Genomic DNA, 15992 nt, shown 5'->3' with positions numbered 1-15992 from the left:
CGCGGCCTCCCCCCCGGGGCCGCGACCCCGTCCCGCGCCTCAGCCGTTGAGCAGCTCGTACGCCGAGGCCGGCGCCTTCTGCGCCTGGCTGCCCGTCGGAGCGGTGATCTTCGGCGCCTTGCCGAAGTCGAAGTACCTCACGACGTACTTCGTGGCCTTGTTCTTGCCGGCCGCCGGGATCTCCAGGGTGAGCGAGGTGAGGTTCCCGTCCGCCCCGACGACGGCGGTGAACGGGACCTGCTTCGCCGCGGGGCCGAGCGCGTCGACGTCCAGGGCGTCCGCCACGGCCTGGCGCACGTGCTCGCCGTGGGTCAGGTCCACGGTCCCGGTGTAGGTCCCGCCGCCCTGGTCCGTCACGGTGTCTCCCGCCGCCCGGAGGATCGCGCCGGCGTTGCCCGGGTCGGCACCCTCGTAGTAGGGCACGCTGGCCGGGTCGGTCAGCTTCGCGTGGTCCAGTTCCATCCACTTCTTCGGCAGCTTCAGCATGCTGCTGAGCTCATCGGCGCCGTCGAAGCTCACCTTCATCCAGGAGCGCTGCTCGATCAGGCGGAAGGACAGCTTCATCGTGAAGCCGAGCTTCTCGTCCTTCTCGGTCAAGGTGAGGTCCATGCCCTTGCCCGCCGGATCCACCACGCCGGTGACGACGCCCGTCGGGTCGCTGCCGCTGAACCGGAAGGCCGGGTCCTCCTCGTCCGGCACCGCGGCCAGGAGCGTGCTCTTCGGGTTGGCCGACGGGGACGCCGACGGGACCGGCGAGGAGGCCGCCGGGGTGTCCTGGGCGTCGTCGTCGCCACATCCGGCCGCCAGGGAGGTCGCGGCCAGCAGGGCGGCCGCGGCCGTCGCGGCCCGCCGGACCCTTCCGCCGGTACCGGTTCGTTGCCTGATTCGCATTGTTCCCTTTCCTATTGGACTGTCGCCGCCGCAGATCTTGGCACGAGGCCACCGTCAGCCGCCCGCCTTCGCCCTGGAGCCGTACGTGCCCGGATCGCGGTTCACCACCGTCGGTCCGGTTTTCCGACCGACGGCCGTGCCGTTCCTCCCCGGGCGCCGGGTGCCCGTCCCACGCCGGACGCGGCCGTCGCCGGCCGGTGGACCGACGCGGCCGCGACGTCCCTGGCCGCCCGTCCGCTCTCGCCCGGCGGGAACGTCCGTCGTAGCTGGTAGAAATGCCGGATGAGCCAGGATCGGACGGCGGTACGGGAGCGGGCCGAGGCGGTGCTGCGGCGGTTGGCCGGCGAGCACGCCCGGCTCCGCGAGGACCAGTGGCGGGCGATCGAGGCGCTGGTGGTCGACCGCCGCCGGGTGCTCTGCGTGCAGCGCACCGGGTGGGGCAAGTCGGCGGTCTACTTCGTGGCCACCGCCCTGTTGCGCGAGCGCGACCAGGGCGGCGACTCCGCCCTGCCGGGGGCGCTCGGCGGTGACGCCGTCGCCGGCCCGACCGTGATCGTCTCGCCGCTGCTGGCGCTGATGCGCAACCAGGTCGAGTCGGCGGCCCGGGCCGGCATCCGGGCCCGCACCATCAACTCCGCCAACCTGGACGAGTGGGACGAGATCACCGCCGAGATCCACGCCGGCGGGGTGGACGTGCTGCTGATCAGCCCGGAGCGGCTCAACAACCCGGACTTCCGGGACACCGTGCTGCCGAAGCTGGCCGCCACCACCGGCCTGCTGGTGGTCGACGAGGCGCACTGCGTCTCCGACTGGGGGCACGACTTCCGGCCGGACTACCGCCGGCTGCGTACCTTCCTGGGCAACCTGCCGGAACGCACCCCGGTGCTGGCCACCACGGCCACCGCCAACGCCCGGGTCACCGCCGACGTGGCGGAACAGCTCGGCGACGCGCTCGTGCTGCGCGGCAGCCTGGACCGGGAGTCGCTGCGGCTCGGCGTGCTCGACCTGCCGAGCCCGGCACACCGGCTGGCCTGGCTCGCCGACCACCTGGACCGGCTGCCCGGCTCGGGCATCGTCTACACGCTCACCGTCGCCGCGGCGGGGGAGACCGCCGGGTTCCTCCGCTCCCGGGGCTACGCCGTCGCCTCCTACACCGGTCAGGCCGAGGACGCCGACCGGCGGGCCGCCGAGCAGGACCTGCTGGACAACAAGATCAAGGCGCTGGTCGCCACCAGCGCCCTCGGGATGGGCTTCGACAAGCCCGACCTCGGTTTCGTGGTGCACCTCGGCGCGCCGCCCTCCCCGATCGCGTACTACCAGCAGGTCGGCCGCGCCGGCCGGGCCGTGGCGCACGCCGAGGTGCTGCTGCTGCCCGGCACCGAGGACGCCGCGATCTGGCGCTACTTCGCCTCGCTCGCCTTCCCGCCGGAGGAGCAGGTGCGCGCCGTGCTGGCCGCCCTTCACACCGACCGGCCGCTCTCCACCCAGGCCCTCGAACCGATCGTCGACCTGCGCCGGGCCCGGCTGGAGCTGATGCTCAAGGTGCTCGACGTCGACGGCGCGGTCCGCCGGGTGCGCGGCGGCTGGCTCGCCACCGGCGAGCCCTGGGCCTACGACGGGGCCCGGTTGCGCCGCGTCGCCGAGGCGCGCACCGCCGAGCAGCAGGCCATGCGGGAGTACGCGGACACCCGCGACTGCCGGCTCCGCTACCTGCGCGAGTGCCTGGACGACGCCGGGGCCGCCGACTGCGGCCGGTGCGACCGTTGCGCCGGCCCGCTGTTCACGGCCGACGTGTCGGACGTGGCGCTGAGCGCCGCGCAGACCTTCCTCGGCCGACCGGGCGTGGAGATCACGCCGAAGAAGCTCTGGCCGACCGGGCTGGAGGCGGTGGGCGTACCGCTGAAGGGGCGCATCGCCCCGGCGGAGCAGGCGCTGGCCGGGCGTGCGGTGGGGCGCCTGTCCGACCTCGGGTGGGGCGGCCGGCTGCGCGACCTGGTCGGGCCGGAGGCGGCCGACGCGGCCGTCCCCGACGACGTGGTGGCCGCCGTGGTCGAGGTCCTCAAGGCATGGGCGCACGGCGACGAGAGGTGGCCGCGCCGCCCCGTCGGCGTGGTAGCGGTCGGCTCGCGCCGCCGACCCCGGCTGGTCGGCTCGCTCGCCGAGCGGATCGCCGCCGTCGGCCGGCTGCCGCTGCTCGGCCAGGTGACACCCACCGGCACGCCCGCCGGTGGTCCGCGCGGCAACAGCGCCCAGCGGGTACGCGCCCTGCACGGCGCCCTCGGCGTGCCGGACGAGCTGGCCGGCGCCCTGGCCGGGCTGGACGGGCCGGTGCTCCTCGTCGACGACCTGGTCGACTCGGGCTGGACGATGACGCTCGCCACCCGGGAACTGCGCCGGGCCGGCGCCCCCGACGTGCTTCCCCTCGCGCTGGCCGTGGCCGGCTGAGCCGCCTCCCACCGGGCCGGCCCGGCCCGGAAAGTTCCCGGCCGGGCGGGACTGCGATCGGCGCCACGCGGCACCACCGGCCGGCCGGCGCGGCCCCGCAGGGCGGTAGCGTGGGTGGCATGACCGATGAGCTGGCCGGCCGCGACCGGGACGGCGCCGGTGCCTGACCGGGTCCCGCCCGCCGACGGCGTGTCGCCCGCCGCCGACGGCGTGCCGACCGGCGGGCCGGACCGGGCGCCGGCCGTGGTCGACGGGGTGGCGCACGTGCCGGAGCGGGTGTCGGCCGTCCCGGACCGGAGCACTCTCCGGCTGGCGCTGGTCGTCGGCGGGCTGGTGCTCGCGGTCCTGCTCGGCTTCGGCCTCGGCCGGCTCGACGGTGGCGGGCCCTCCGCGGCGGCGGGGGCGGAGAGCGCCCTCAGCGGCCACAGCCACGCGCCGGGAACCGGCGCGCACGAGCACGGTGCCGACCAGGGCGCGGCGGCGCAGGCCGGTGGCCTCTCGGTCAGCTCGGCCGGTTACACGCTCGCCCCGCTGGCCGCGACGTTCACCGCCGGCCGACCCGGCGAGCTGCGCTTCCAGGTACGGGACGCGCAACGCCGCCCGGTGACCCGGTTCGCGGTCGTGCACGACAAGCCGATGCACCTGATCGTGGTCCGTCGGGACCTGACCGGCTACCAGCACCTGCACCCGACGATGGCGGCCGACGGCACCTGGTCGGTGCCGCTGACCCTGCCGCAGGCGGGGGTCTGGCGGGCGTACGCCGACTTCACCGCGCTCGCCGACGACGGCCGGCAGACCGCCGTGACCCTGGGCGTCGACCTGACCGCGCCGGGCGTCTACCGGCCGAGGCAACTGCCGACGCCGGCGTCCTCGGCCATGGTCGACGGGTTCGCCGTCGGCTACCAGGGCACCCCGCAGGCCGGCCTGACCGTGCCGCTGACCTTCCGCTTCGACTCGCCTGCCGGCCGCCCGGCGCTGGAGCGCCACCTCGGCGCGTACGGGCACCTGGTCGCCCTGCGCGAGGGGGATCTCGGCTACCTGCACGTCCACCCCGAGCCGCAACCGGTCGACGGGGCGGTGACGTTCTGGGTGACCACGCCCGACCCGGGCCGCTACCGGCTCTTCCTGGACTTCCAGGTCGCCGGGGTGGTGCGGACCGCCGAGTTCACGCTCGACGTGCCCTGATCCGCCGCCAGCCCCGAGTTCGGGCGGCGGCCGGAGCCAGGCTGAGCGGCGGCCGGAGCCCCGGGGCGGGGCGGTGGCCGTGGGTGGCTCAGCCGGCGCGGCGGATCGGGCGGCGGGCCAGGTAGCGCAGCAGGTCGCGGATGTGGTGCTTCTCCTCCGCCGGCACGGTCGGGTCGGCCAAGCGTTGCAGGATCACCCGGACGTCCGCCTCGACCGGGCCGTCGTCGACGCGTCGGCGGGGCGCGGGACCGGCGTCGGGCAGGCCGAGCGCGCGGAACGCGGCGGCGACGGGCAGGTCCAGCGCGGCGCAGAACCCGCGCACCTTGGCCAGCTCGGGGTAGTCCTGCCAGTCCCCGGCCAGCCAGCGGAACACGGTGGAGCGGCCGACGCCGGTGTGCGACGCCAGGTCGGTGACGGTCCAGCCGCGTTCCTCGCGGGCGTCGTCGATGGCGCGCCGCACGAAGCGTGCGAAGGCCATCTGCGGCGAAACCTCTACGGAGCCCATCCCTGCGGGTCTTCCCTCCCGACCGGCACCCGGCGGTGCGCCTACGAGGGTAGTACGGAAAGGTGCGGAAACAATTGACTGATCGACCAGACCGTCTCGTGGGCGGGACTTTCCGCACGTTGGAATGGCCCGGATCACCCCGGGGTAACCGGTCACCGTCACCGCGTCACCGCGCTCGTCCGTCGACCGACGAGCGGCCGTCCGACCCGCTACCGGAGCACCGCCGAGGAGCGCCATGGCCGTCCCCGACCGTCCGCTGCCGCACCGCCCGGGTGCCGTCAGCCTGTTCTTCGTGGCCAAGGCCGGCGTCTTCGCGCTCGGCTTCTGGCTCTGGCTGCTGACCCTGGTCCTGGGCGGCGGCGAGGTCTCCGGCGCGCACGCGCTGGCCGCGGCCGGGGCGGTCACCACCACGCTCGTCGGGGTGGTGCTGGGCGCGCGGCTGACCCTGCAACGCGACGCCGCCGACCGGCACGCCGAGCTCAAGCGGCTGCTGGTCGACATCTCCTGGAACGCCTTCGCCGCCGCCGGCAACGCCGACGCCCTGGGCAAGGTGCTGCCCTTTCCCGCCGCGCCGCCCGAGGACGGGCGGCCGGGGCAGAGGGTGCCCTCCCGCGAGCGGGGCGGTCGCGGCGACCGGCGCTAGCCGGTCCGCGCGACGTCACTCTCGGCAGGGTTCTCGGGCGTCGACGCGTCGTCCGGGGCGTCGTCCGGCAGCAGCGACTCCAGCCGTGGGGCGACCGACCACTGGCCGACCAGCTCCCGGTACTCCGCCCGCTGCGCGGCGGTCGGCGCGGCGCCGGTGCGCCGTGCCCGGATGAGCAGGTTGCGCGGGGTGTGCCGGGAGTCGACGAACTCCACCACCTCGGCCCGGTAGCCGTGCAGCCGGAGCAGCCCCGCCCGCAGCGCGTCGGTGAGGACGTCCGCGAAGCGCTCCCGCAGGATGCCCTGCCGGGTCAGCAGCTCGTACGGCGCCGGGGCCGGCCGGGCGCGGAGCTGGGTGGCGACGTCGTGGTGGCAGCACGGCGCGGCGAGCACCCAGCGGGCCCGCCAGCGCACCGCCCGGGCCAGTGCCTCGTCGGTGGCGGTGTCGCAGGCGTGCAGGGCCAGCACCAGGTCGGGGGCGGGTTCCACGACGGCGTCGGCGATCGTGCCGGCCACGAAGCTGACCCGGTCGGCCCAGCCGAGCCGCTCGGCCAGCTCGGTGTTGCGCCGCCGCTGGTCCTCCCGGACGTCCACGCCGACCAGTTCCACGTCGAGCCCCCGGCCGGTCAGCCAGCGGTACGCGGCGAAGGTCAGATAGGCGTTGCCGCAGCCGAGGTCGACCACCCGCAGCGGGCCGGTCAGCTCCTCCGGGAGGGTCGCCGCCAGGGCCCGCAGGAACGCGTCGACCTGCCGCCGCTTCGCCGCCGAGCCGCCGATCTCGGCGAAGATCGGGTCACCGGGGTCGAGCAGGTACTCCTTGGCCCGGTCGTGTCCGGCCGGCTCGGCGGCCGGACGGGCCGCCGCGGCCCGGTGCACCTGCGCCTCGCCGGACTTGGTGACCCGCAGTTGCAGCGTCGCGTCGGCCGTCTCCACGTGCCAGTTGCCGAACGGCTCCGCCAGCAGGGCGTCGACCGCCGCGTGCGCCTCCGGCCCGGGGGAGACGTTGCGGGTGTACGGGCGGGAGCCGTCGGAGGTGGAGATCTGCAACCGGGCACCCGCCTTGAGCGCGACGGGGCGCAGTTCGGCGCGGACCACCGAGGGCCGGGGCCCACGTCGGCGTCCGGCGGCCACCGCGCGGGTGAGCGCCGGGTCGAGCAGCAGTGCCCGGACCTCGGTCAGGGCGGCGTCCAGCGGTTCGGGCATTGCTTCCTCATCCTGATCGGGCGGATCCGGTCAGCTTCAGACGGACGTCCCCGCACCGGGGACCGGTACGGGGACGTCGGAACGTGCGTGTGTCAGTCGGCGGTCGCCTCGGCCGGCGTACCGGAGCCGCCGGCACGACGGCGCCGGCGGCGGCGCGGCTTCGCGGCCTCGCCCTCGGTGGCGGCCGGGGTGTCGGTGGCCTCGGCGGTGATCACCGTGGCCGGCTCCCCCGCGACGGTCTCGCCGGCACGGCGCCGACGGCGGCGCCGCGGGACGCGGGAGCCCTCCTCGGCGGTGTCGGCCGGGGCTTCCGCCTCGGGCGTGTCCGTGGCGCCGGTGGCGGCGCGGCGCGGACGGCGCTCGCCGCGACCGCGAACGTCGCCGCCGCGCGGGCCGCGGCCCTCGCCCCGGCGCGACCGGCCACCGCCGAGGTCCTCCTCGACCTCGGCCGACAGGCCGGCGCGGGTGCGCTCCGCGGTCGGCAGCGTACCGCTCACATCGGTGGGGATGTGCAGGTCGGTGTAGAGGTGCGGGGACGTGTGGTACGTCTCCGCAGGCTCCGGCATCTCCAGGCCCAGCGTCTTGTCGATGATCCGCCAGCGGGGCATGTCGTCCCAGTCGACGAAGGTCACCGCGACGCCCGTGGCCCCGGCCCGCCCGGTGCGACCGATGCGGTGGGTGTAGGTGTCCTGGTCCTCGGGGCAGTCGTAGTTGATGACGTGGGTCACGCCGCTGACGTCGAGCCCGCGCGCCGCCACGTCGGTGGCGACCAGAATGTCGATCTTGCCGGCGCGGAACGCCCGCAGCGCCCGCTCGCGCGCGCCCTGCCCGAGGTCACCGTGCACGGCGGCGACCGCGAAGCCCCGGAAGTCGAGATCCTCGGCGACCCGGTCGGCGGCCCGCTTGGTGCGGGTGAAGATCATGGTCAGGCCGCGCCCCTCCGCCTGGAGGATGCGGGCCACGATCTCGACCTTGTTCATCGAGTGCGTGCGGTAGACCAGCTGCTCGGTCTGCGGCGACGGCCCGGTCTCGGCGGTGTGCCCGGCGTGGATCGTCATCGGCTGGCGCAGGAAGCGCCGGGAGAGGGTGACGATCGGGTCCGGCATGGTCGCCGAGAAGAGCATGGTCTGCCGGTCCTCCGGCAGCATCGCCAGGATTTTCTCGACGTCGTCGAGGAAGCCCAGGTCGAGCATCCGGTCGGCCTCGTCCAGCACCAGCGCTCGGACCCGGTCCAGCCGCAGGTGCTTCTGCTTCTGCAGGTCCATCAGGCGGCCGGGGGTGCCGACCAGGATCTCCACGCCCTTGCGCAGCGCGTCGATCTGCGGCTCGTACGCCACGCCGCCGTAGATCGGCAGCACCCGGACGCCCCGGGTCCGGCCCGCGGCGGCGAGGTCCTTGGCCACCTGGATGCCCAGCTCGCGGGTGGGTACGACGACCAGCGCCTGCGGCACGCCGTCGCTGCCCTCGCCCGGCGCGAAGACCCGCTCCAGCAGCGGTACGCCGAAGCCGAGGGTCTTGCCGGTGCCGGTGGGCGCCTGGCCGATCATGTCGATGCCGCGCAGCGCGATCGGGATCGCGTACTCCTGGATCGCGAAGGCGCGGGTGATGCCGGCCGCGGCCAGCGCGTCGACGGTCTCCTGACGCGCGCCCAGCTCGGCGAAGGTGGGTGCCTCCGGACGCACCGGAGCGGTGGCGGCCAGTTCCTGGCCGTCCATGAGTTCTTGGGTCGGCTCGCTCATCTGGATTTGGGGGTGCCCTCTCGTGGGTGCGCCCCGTCATGTCCTCAGGGCGCGTTCTGGGTGTGGCGCGGGCCACACGGTCGGCGGCTGACTGCCTTGCCGGACCGGGCCGCACGCGCGCCGCGGGCTCACACTTCGACCGGGCCGGCTGATCGACTGGATCAACCTGGCCAGGTCGGCGCCTGCGGCAACTGCTCCATGCTACCTGAACCGGCCCGGGGGCGTCCTGATTCCGGACGCGCGCGCCACGCCGGGGCCGACGGATGTGATCTGAGCCACTCCCGCGGCGGCTTGCCGACGGGCGATAGCCTGCGTTCGTGCCCGCGCCCGAACCGTCCCACGCCGCCGTCGTCGACCTGCTCGGCCTGGTGGCCCTCGGTGAGCTGCTCGCCTTCGAGCGGATGGCGGTCGACGCCCGGCTCGCCCCCGACCTGCGTCGCCGGGCGGCACTCGGGGAGATGGCAGCCGCCGAGATCGCCAACTACCGGCGGCTGGCCGACCGGCTCACCGCGCTCGGCATGCGCCCCGACGAGGCCATGGCGCCGTACGTGGGGCCGTTGCAGGCGTACCACGACTCGACCGAGCCGAGGGACTGGGCGGAGGCGGTGACGAAGGCGTACGTGGGGGACGCCGTCACCGACGACTTCGTCCGCGAGATCGCCGGCGCGCTGGCCGAGCCGGACCGCCGGCTCGTCCTCGACGTGCTGCACGACTCGTCGTACGCCGACTTCGCCCTCGCCGAGATCCGGGCGGCCGTCGGGTCCGATCCGAGGGTGGCCGGCCGCCTCTCGATGTGGGCGCGGCGGCTGGTCGGCGAGGCGCTGTCACAGGCCGGCCGGGTGGCCGCCGCCGAGCGGGGGGCGTTCACCGCGCTCGGCGCGCGGGGTGGGCTGGACGTGCCCGGGCTGTTCCAGCGGCTGACCGTGGCGCACGCCGAGCGGATGACCGCCGCCGGGCTGAACAACTGACCGACGGGCCACGGGGGTGACCCGACGGGCCGGCCGGGGACGCGGTCCGCGACGGGCGACCGTCGGTCACCCGTCGCGGCCGACGGCCACTCAGCGGACGGTGAACCCGACCGCGCGCGGCGACGCCTCGGCGATCTCGACGTAGGCGACCTTGCTGACCGGCACGATCACCCGCCGGCCCTTCTCGTCGGTCAGGGAGAGGGTGCCCTCGTCCTTGCCGAAGGCGTCGGTCACGATCTGCTCGATCTCGGCCGGCGACTGCGCGCTCTCCAGGACGAGCTCGCGGGGCGCGTACTGCACGCCGATCTTGACCTCCACTGTGCCTCCTCATTCGGGCGAAAGAGCCGCCGATCGGAAGGCTATCCGATCCCGGGGCCGGATGTTCAGGCTGACTCACCCTGCAGCGGGAAGCTGGCGATGCCCCGCCAGGAGAGCGCGCCGACCAGCGCCTCCGCCTCGGCCTTCGGTAGTTGCCGGCCGCCGGCCAGCCAGAACTGCGCGGCGGTCTCGGCCGCGCCGACCAGGCCAGAGGCGAGCAGCTCGGCGTGCGCCCGGCTGATGCCGGTGTCGGAGATGATGGTGTCGGTGATCGCCGCGATGCAGCCCTGCTCGACCCGCTCCACGCGCTGCCGCACCGCCGGGTCGTTGCGCAGGTCCGACTCGAAGACGAGGCGGAACGCCTCGCTCTCGTGGTCGACGAAGTCGAAGTACGCGCGCACCGACGCGCCGACGCGTTCCTTGTTGTCGTTGGTGCCCCGCATGGCCTCGTCCACCTTCGCCAGTATCGCGTCGCAGTGCGTGTCGAGCAGGGCGAGGTAGAGCTCCATCTTGCCGGGGAAGTGCTGGTAGAGCACGGGCTTGGAGACTCCCGCCCGCTCGGCGATGTCGTCCATCGCGGCCGCGTGGTATCCCTGGGCGACGAACACCTCCTGGGCCGCCGCGAGCAGCTGCTTGCGGCGCGCGGAGCGGGGCAGGCGGGTGGGCCGGCCGGCGGTCTGGGCACCGTTCCCCACAGCGGTCATGGGAACCTCCGAGTCTCTTCGTACGAGCCGGCATTTCACCCGAACCGGTCGGGGCCCGGGGCCCGTCGCGGAATTGGCCCGCCGCTGTAACTTATCGCCACTGTCACCACACGGTAGCCTCAGCGAGGGCGACCAAGGAGCGCGCGGTGAGTGAAACAGGGCAACCCGGTGCCGCCACCCCGGGAGAGCACGGCGACGGGACGGGTCCGCAGGACGACCTGGCCCGTTCCGGCAGCGGGTGGGCGCCTGCGGCGGCCAGTTGGTCCCGGCGCGAGGAGGTCCCCGACCCCCGCGAGCAGGCGGCGCCGTGGGGTCCGTCCGAGCCGGCTCCCGGCTGGGCCGCCTCCTCGGCGCGGCACGGCGACCTGCCGCCGCCACTGCCCGACCCGACGACCGGGGCCGAGCCGCGGGCACGGGTCAACGGTCACCACGTCAACGGCGTCGACCACCCGGTCGACGACGTGCCTACCGACCGTCGCAGCCCGGTGAGCGCCCCGCCCGGCGTCCTCGGCGAGCAGCGGCGCGACCCGGGCAACGACCGGTTGGCGGTGCCCGCGCAACGTCCGGCGCCTCCGGCCGAGCAGCCGCCGGGGCCGCCGCGCGGGTTCGCCGAGCCCGAGGCCGGCGCGGCCCGCTACCCCTCCGACGACCCGCACCCGGGCGGCCCGCCCCGCTGGGCCGACCCCGGCCTGCCGAGCTCGGCACCGCCGGCCGTGCAGGTCCCGCCCGTGGGCACGGCGGCCAGCGGCTTCGAGGTGCCCCCCGGGCTCCGGGCGCCCGCCGCCGACCGCGCCGCCGCCGAGGAGACCCCGTCGGCGACCGGCCCGGCGAGCGGCTGGGGCGACTCCTTCCCCCCGGAGCCGCCGACCCACGACCCGCGGTCCTTCCCGCCACCCGCCGACGCGCCCGCCGGTGACCGGATCGCCGGCGCCGACCGCGTGCTGGGCACCGACCGGGCCCTGCGGGACGACTCCGGTGCCGGTCCGCCCGGCACCGACCGGGCGCCGGGCGGCTTCGCCCCCGACCGCGCGCCGGCCGCCTCCGGGCAGGGGCGCGCGATCCGTGCCGCCGGCGCCGCACCGGGGCCGGACGAGGACCGGCCGCCGCCCGCCGAGCGGGCACCCGGCACGGAGCACACGCCGGGCGGGCAGCGCGAGTCGCTCGAACCGGGTCCGGACGGCCCCCGGCCGCCGGGCGCGCAGTGGCCGCCGGCGACCGAACCGGACTGGAGCGGCCCGAGCTGGAACCGGCCGAGCTGGGGTGCCGCGTGGGCGCCGCCGTGGTCCCGCGAGGAGCCCGAGTCGGCCGGTCGCCGCTCCCGCGAGGGGTCCGAGCCGGTCGGCCGCCGCTCCCGCGACGAGTCCGAGCCGGTCGGTCGCCGGCCCCAGGAGGGGCCCGAGTCGGCCGGTCGCCGCTCCCGCGAGGGGTCCGAGCCGGTCGGCCGCCGCTCCCGCGACGAGTCCGAGCCGGTCGGTCGCCGGCCCCAGGAGGGGCCCGAGTCGGCCGGTCGCCGCTCCCGCGAGGGGTCCGAGCCGGTCGGCCGCCGCTCCCGCGACGAGTCCGAGCCGGTCGGTCGCCGCTCGCGCGAGGAGCCGGCGCCGGCCTGGGCCGGCGAGCCGCAGCGTCCGTACGAGCCGCCGCGTGCCGAGGCCGCCCCGCCGCCCTACGAGCCGGCGCGCCCCGAGCCGGGCCGCCCCTACGACGTCCCGCCCGCCGGGTCGGCGCCCCGGCCGCCGTACGAGCGACCGGTCGCCCCCGTCGAGCGGTCCACGGCACCGGCGGCCGGAACGCCGGCCCCGGCCCCGGCCGAGCGGTCCGCCTGGGCGCAGGGCGTGCCGGCCGCCGCGCCGCCGCTCGCGTACGCCCCGGCGAGCGCGCCGCCGCTCGCCCACCCCCCGGCCGCCGCGGAGGCGCCCGTCACGGCGGCCCGCGCCGAGGAGACCCCGGACCGGGTCACCCGGCCGTTCCGGCTCCGGCCGGAGAGCGGCGAGGCGCCCTCGAAGTCCCCGGTCGGTCCGCCGACCGCCCCCGCCGCCGAGGCCGCCGCGGGCGGGTACGGGTCGTTCGACCGCACCCCGCCCGCGCCCGGCCCGACGAGCGCACCCCCCTACGCGGCCCGCCGGTCCGCCCCCGAGCCGGCGGCCCCGCCGGCCGCCGAAGACCGGACGCCGGAGCCCGCGGCGGTGTTGCCGCAGCGCGTCCCCGCCGAGCCGGACGTGCCCGTCGTGCCGGAGCCGCCAGCCGTGGATCCCCCCGCCGAAACCCCGGAACTCGCCCGCATCGCCACCCACCTGCGCCGCGACGACGAGCCCGCCCCGCTGCGGGAGCGTCCGGAGGGCTTCGACGTCAACGCCATCCTCGACGCCGTCCGGGGCGTGGCCGGCGTCCGCGACGCGGCGTTGCGCCGCACCCCGGCCGGCGCGCACAGCCTGCGGCTCGACCTCGCCGACGGCGCCGACCCGGCCGAGGTGAGCCGGCAGGTCGCCCGCCTGCTCCAGGAGCGGATGGGGCTGGCCGCCGCCCCGCAGAACGTGCCCGGCATGCCGGCCGCGCCGGCCCCGCCGGTGCGCCGCCGGTCGGCCGAGCCGCGCGGTGCCGACACCAGGTCACCGGGCTCCGCCGGGGCGCGCGCCGCCGAGCCGTCGTCCGCCGAGGCGGGGGTGCCGGGCAGCCGGGTGGCCGGTGGTCCCGCCGAGGCCCGGCAGGCCCGCGCCGAGCAGCCGGCCGAGGCGGCACCGGAGACGCCGCGCCGCCGCCGGCAGTCCGTGGCCCCGCACCGGGGCCGGGCCACAGTGGAGGAGCCGGGTTCGGTCTCCGCCGCCCCGGCGGGCCCGCCGGCCGGCAACCCGGCGACCGTCGGCACGTCGTACTCCGGTGGCCAGGTGACGACGACGGAGAGCGCGCCGTCGCGGCCGCTGGACACCGGCGGGGCGGTGGGACCCCGGGTGGTGATCGACCACGTACAGGTGAGCACCTTCGGGCTCGACGCCACTGTGGAGGTGCGCCTGCTCGCCGGCGGGGAGAGCGCCGCGGGCTACTCGACCGGGCCGGCCGTCGACGGGTACGTGCTGCGGCTCTGCGCGGTGGCCGCCGCGGCGGCCGTGGACGAGCTGCTGCGCGGCGGCGAACCCGGCCCCGACCGGGGACGGTGCTTCGTGGAGCACGCCGCGGTGGTGCCGTTCGGCAACTGCGACGTGGCCACGGTCGTGGTGCTGCTGGTCTGCGACGGATGGGTGGAGCAGCTCGTCGGCTCCGCGCTTGTCGCCGGCGATCCCCGGCAGGCTGTCGTCCGGGCCACCCTGGCCGCGGTCAACCGCCGGATCGAGGCGCTGCTGGCCTGATGCCGGCAGGGTCGCCGGCCGCCCGGCCGGGGTGGGGCGCCGACGCGCGGCTCCGGGCAGACTGGAGTCATGAAGCGCGCCACCCTTCGGCCGGACCATCTCCTCCCCGAGCCCTCCGTCCCGCCGCCCTGGCCGGGCCGGGAGGTGCGGCTCGACGGTACGACGACCTACGTCCGGGAAACGCCGGCCACGGCACCGGGCGCGGAGCCGGCGCTCTACGTGCACGGCCTCGGCGGCTCGTCGCAGAACTGGACCGACCTGGCGGGGCTGCTCGCCGACCGCCTCGACGGGCAGGCCATCGACCTGCCCGGGTTCGGCCGCAGCGAGCCGGGTCGCCGCTACACGGTGCCGGCCTTCGCCGAGCGGGTGATCCGCTGGATCGAGCACTCCGACCGGGGGCCGGTGCACCTGTTCGGCAACTCCCTGGGCGGCGCGATCTCGGTGCAGGTGGCGGGGCTGCGGCCGGACCTGGTACGGACCCTGACGCTGATCTCACCGGCGCTGCCGTTCCTGGATTTCCGGCGCTCGTTGCAGGGCCGGATGCTGCCGCTGCTGGCGATCCCCCGGGGCGAGCGCCTGGCCGCCTGGCGGCTGGCCCAGGTCGCGCCCGAGGTGATGGCCCAGCAGGTGATGGAGGCGTGCGTCGCCGACCTGACCCGGATCTGCGACCAGCGGCGGCAGGAGGCGTTGGAGGAGATCCGGGTCCGGCACGAGGCCGCGCACTACGCCGCCGCGTACGTCCGGACGTTCCGTGGGCTGGTCTCCAGCTTCCTCCGCTCCTACCTGCCCGGTTCGGGGTCGTTGTGGCGGCTCGCCGCGGCGGTCCGGGCGCCGACGCTGGTCGTCGGCGGGCGGGCCGACCGGTTGGTGGACGTCCGGGTGGCGCCGCAGACGGCCCGCGTCATCCCGGACAGCCGGCTGCTGATGCTCGACGGGGTCGGCCACGTGGCGCAGCTGGAGGTGCCGCGCCTGGTCGCCCGGGCCGTGCTGGGCCTGCTCACCGAAACGGAGGACACCGCTCGGCGGTCCGACATGGCAGGCTGAGCGGGATGTCCTCCGCCCGCCGTTCCGTCCCGGCCCGCCGTGCCGCGGCCCCCGCCGAGCGCCGTCGCCGTGGCCGGGCCGGGAGCCCGGCGCCGGCCGGCGAACCGGACCTCACCCGCGCTCGGCACCGCCGTCCGGCGCGCCGGCTGCGACTCGTTCAGCTGGTGGCGCTCGTCCTCGCGGTGGGCGCGGCGGTGGCGGTGGTCGCCGACCGGCGCGGCGCCGGCGTCGGGACGGAGGTGCTCACCGCCGAGGAGTTGGCCCCCGGGCCGGCGCTCGGCCAGGCGGGCGCCTCGCCGCTCGCCTCGCCACCGGCCGCGACGGCCCCGTCGGTCGTGCTCCGGCTGCCCGGGCCCGTGCCCTCGGCGGGTCGGGGCCGCTTCGGCTACGACGACCGGACGGGCCCGGTGCTGGGTGACGCCGGCACGCTGCGCCGCTACCGGGTCGCCGTGGAGTCGGGTTCCGGCGAGGAGCCGGGCGAGTTCGCGGCGGCCGTCGAGCGGGCGCTCGCCGGGCCGGGGAGCTGGGTCGACGGCGGGCTGCGGTTGCAGCAGGTGCCCGCCGGCTCCCGGCACGACTTCACGGTCTACCTCGCCACCGCCGCGACGGCGGGCCGGATGTGTGCCGCCGGCGGGGTGAACATCCGGGTGGGCGGCCGGCCGTACACGTCGTGCCGCGCGCCGGGCAAGGTGATCATCAACCTGGACCGCTGGCGGCTCTCGGTGCCGCACTATGTCGGCGCGAAGGTGCCGCTCTCGGTCTACCGGACGTACGTGGTGAACCACGAGGTCGGCCACCAGCTGGGGCACCGGCACGAGCGCTGCCCCGGCAGGGGGCGGGCGGCGCCGGTGATGATGCAGCAGACGCTCTTCCTCAACGGCTGTGTGGCGAACCCCTGGCCGTACCGCGACGGCCGCCGCTATGCGGGCCCCCGGCTCTGAGCGGCGGGACCGGGGCGTCGGGCGCGGCGGGCGAGGAATCCGCGGGAGGGCCACCTCCGACGTGAG

13 protein-coding genes are annotated in these 15992 nt (G+C 76.6%); 7 read left to right on the top strand and 6 right to left on the bottom strand.

The genetic code is table 11. The features are described from left to right. Nucleotides 1–39 precede the first annotated feature (39 nt). Nucleotides 40–885 (bottom strand): hypothetical protein, encoded by an 846-nt coding sequence (locus V6V16_RS12360; RefSeq protein ID WP_442934074.1) that lies wholly within the window; start codon nt 883–885, stop codon nt 40–42. A gap of 288 nt (nt 886–1173) precedes the next feature. Between V6V16_RS12360 and V6V16_RS12355 the strand changes: the two genes are divergently transcribed. Next, nucleotides 1174–3336 carry a RecQ family ATP-dependent DNA helicase gene (locus V6V16_RS12355; RefSeq protein ID WP_334562133.1) on the top strand — a complete coding sequence of 721 codons (2163 nt, stop codon included), beginning with the start codon at nt 1174–1176 and terminating at the stop codon, nt 3334–3336. 159 nt (nt 3337–3495) lie between these two features. Then, entirely contained in the window at nt 3496–4521 is a 1026-nt protein-coding gene (locus V6V16_RS12350; protein WP_442934070.1) for a hypothetical protein, read from the top strand. 88 nt (nt 4522–4609) lie between these two features. On the opposite strand, the gene V6V16_RS12345 is transcribed toward V6V16_RS12350, so the two are convergent. Beyond that, a complete protein-coding gene (locus V6V16_RS12345; protein ID WP_091627481.1) occupies nt 4610–5026 on the bottom strand; it encodes a helix-turn-helix domain-containing protein in 417 nt (138 codons plus the stop codon). A 235-nt stretch (nt 5027–5261) separates the two neighbouring features. Here V6V16_RS12345 and V6V16_RS12340 point away from each other — a divergent pair, with 235 nt between their 5' ends. Beyond that, the gene (locus V6V16_RS12340; protein ID WP_334562131.1) at nt 5262–5669 is read left to right on the top strand and encodes a hypothetical protein; all 408 of its coding nucleotides are present in this window, start codon (nt 5262–5264) and stop codon (nt 5667–5669) included. On the opposite strand, the gene V6V16_RS12335 is transcribed toward V6V16_RS12340, so the two are convergent. Further along, a complete protein-coding gene (locus tag V6V16_RS12335; RefSeq protein ID WP_334562130.1) occupies nt 5666–6871 on the bottom strand; it encodes a class I SAM-dependent methyltransferase in 1206 nt (401 codons plus the stop codon). The genes V6V16_RS12340 and V6V16_RS12335 overlap by 4 nt on opposite strands. A gap of 92 nt (nt 6872–6963) precedes the next feature. Beyond that, nucleotides 6964–8610, bottom strand: a complete 1647-nt coding sequence (locus V6V16_RS12330) for a DEAD/DEAH box helicase (RefSeq protein ID WP_334562128.1) — start codon at nt 8608–8610, stop codon at nt 6964–6966. Nucleotides 8611–8927: 317 nt separating this feature from the next. Between V6V16_RS12330 and V6V16_RS12325 the strand changes: the two genes are divergently transcribed. Continuing rightward, nucleotides 8928–9578 carry a ferritin-like fold-containing protein gene (locus V6V16_RS12325; protein ID WP_334562127.1) on the top strand — a complete coding sequence of 217 codons (651 nt, stop codon included), beginning with the start codon at nt 8928–8930 and terminating at the stop codon, nt 9576–9578. A gap of 90 nt (nt 9579–9668) precedes the next feature. Here V6V16_RS12325 and V6V16_RS12320 read toward each other — a convergent pair whose 3' ends face one another. Together V6V16_RS12320 and V6V16_RS12315 are read right to left on the bottom strand one after the other, a co-directional pair. Continuing rightward, a complete protein-coding gene (locus tag V6V16_RS12320; RefSeq protein WP_334449574.1) occupies nt 9669–9896 on the bottom strand; it encodes a DUF3107 domain-containing protein in 228 nt (75 codons plus the stop codon). A gap of 65 nt (nt 9897–9961) precedes the next feature. After that, nucleotides 9962–10600 carry a TetR/AcrR family transcriptional regulator gene (locus tag V6V16_RS12315; protein WP_334562126.1) on the bottom strand — a complete coding sequence of 213 codons (639 nt, stop codon included), beginning with the start codon at nt 10598–10600 and terminating at the stop codon, nt 9962–9964. A 1058-nt stretch (nt 10601–11658) separates the two neighbouring features. Here V6V16_RS12315 and V6V16_RS12310 point away from each other — a divergent pair. The 3 genes from V6V16_RS12310 to V6V16_RS12300 all read left to right on the top strand — a co-directional run bounded on the left by V6V16_RS12310 (nt 11659) and on the right by V6V16_RS12300 (nt 15926). Continuing rightward, complete coding sequence (locus V6V16_RS12310) at nt 11659–13941, top strand: hypothetical protein (protein WP_442934073.1); 2283 nt, start codon at nt 11659–11661, stop codon at nt 13939–13941. Between the two features lie 69 nt (nt 13942–14010). Further along, nucleotides 14011–14985, top strand: coding sequence for an alpha/beta fold hydrolase (locus tag V6V16_RS12305; RefSeq protein ID WP_334562125.1), 975 nt, complete (start codon nt 14011–14013; stop codon nt 14983–14985). A 164-nt stretch (nt 14986–15149) separates the two neighbouring features. Then, a complete protein-coding gene (locus V6V16_RS12300; protein ID WP_334562123.1) occupies nt 15150–15926 on the top strand; it encodes a DUF3152 domain-containing protein in 777 nt (258 codons plus the stop codon). Nucleotides 15927–15992: the final 66 nt, after the last annotated feature.

The sequence above is a fragment of the Micromonospora sp. CPCC 205561 genome, assembly GCF_036906775.1.
In the GTDB taxonomy this organism is placed as follows: Bacteria; Actinomycetota; Actinomycetes; order Mycobacteriales; family Micromonosporaceae; genus Micromonospora.
Note: the sequence above shows the minus strand (reverse complement) of the source record. Positions and strands in the feature narration are given on the sequence as shown.

What these genes read in the sequence shown, in the direction of transcription:
- V6V16_RS12335 (WP_334562130.1), bottom strand. Translation starts at nt 6,871, where the DNA reads ATGCCCGAACCGCTGGACGCCGCCCTGACCGAGGTCCGGGCACTGCTG.
- V6V16_RS12345 (WP_091627481.1), bottom strand. Translation starts at nt 5,026, where the DNA reads ATGGGCTCCGTAGAGGTTTCGCCGCAGATGGCCTTCGCACGCTTCGTG.
- V6V16_RS12355 (WP_334562133.1), top strand. Translation starts at nt 1,174, where the DNA reads ATGAGCCAGGATCGGACGGCGGTACGGGAGCGGGCCGAGGCGGTGCTG.
- V6V16_RS12315 (WP_334562126.1), bottom strand. Translation starts at nt 10,600, where the DNA reads ATGACCGCTGTGGGGAACGGTGCCCAGACCGCCGGCCGGCCCACCCGC.
- V6V16_RS12305 (WP_334562125.1), top strand. Translation starts at nt 14,011, where the DNA reads ATGAAGCGCGCCACCCTTCGGCCGGACCATCTCCTCCCCGAGCCCTCC.
- V6V16_RS12330 (WP_334562128.1), bottom strand. Translation starts at nt 8,610, where the DNA reads ATGAGCGAGCCGACCCAAGAACTCATGGACGGCCAGGAACTGGCCGCC.
- V6V16_RS12340 (WP_334562131.1), top strand. Translation starts at nt 5,262, where the DNA reads ATGGCCGTCCCCGACCGTCCGCTGCCGCACCGCCCGGGTGCCGTCAGC.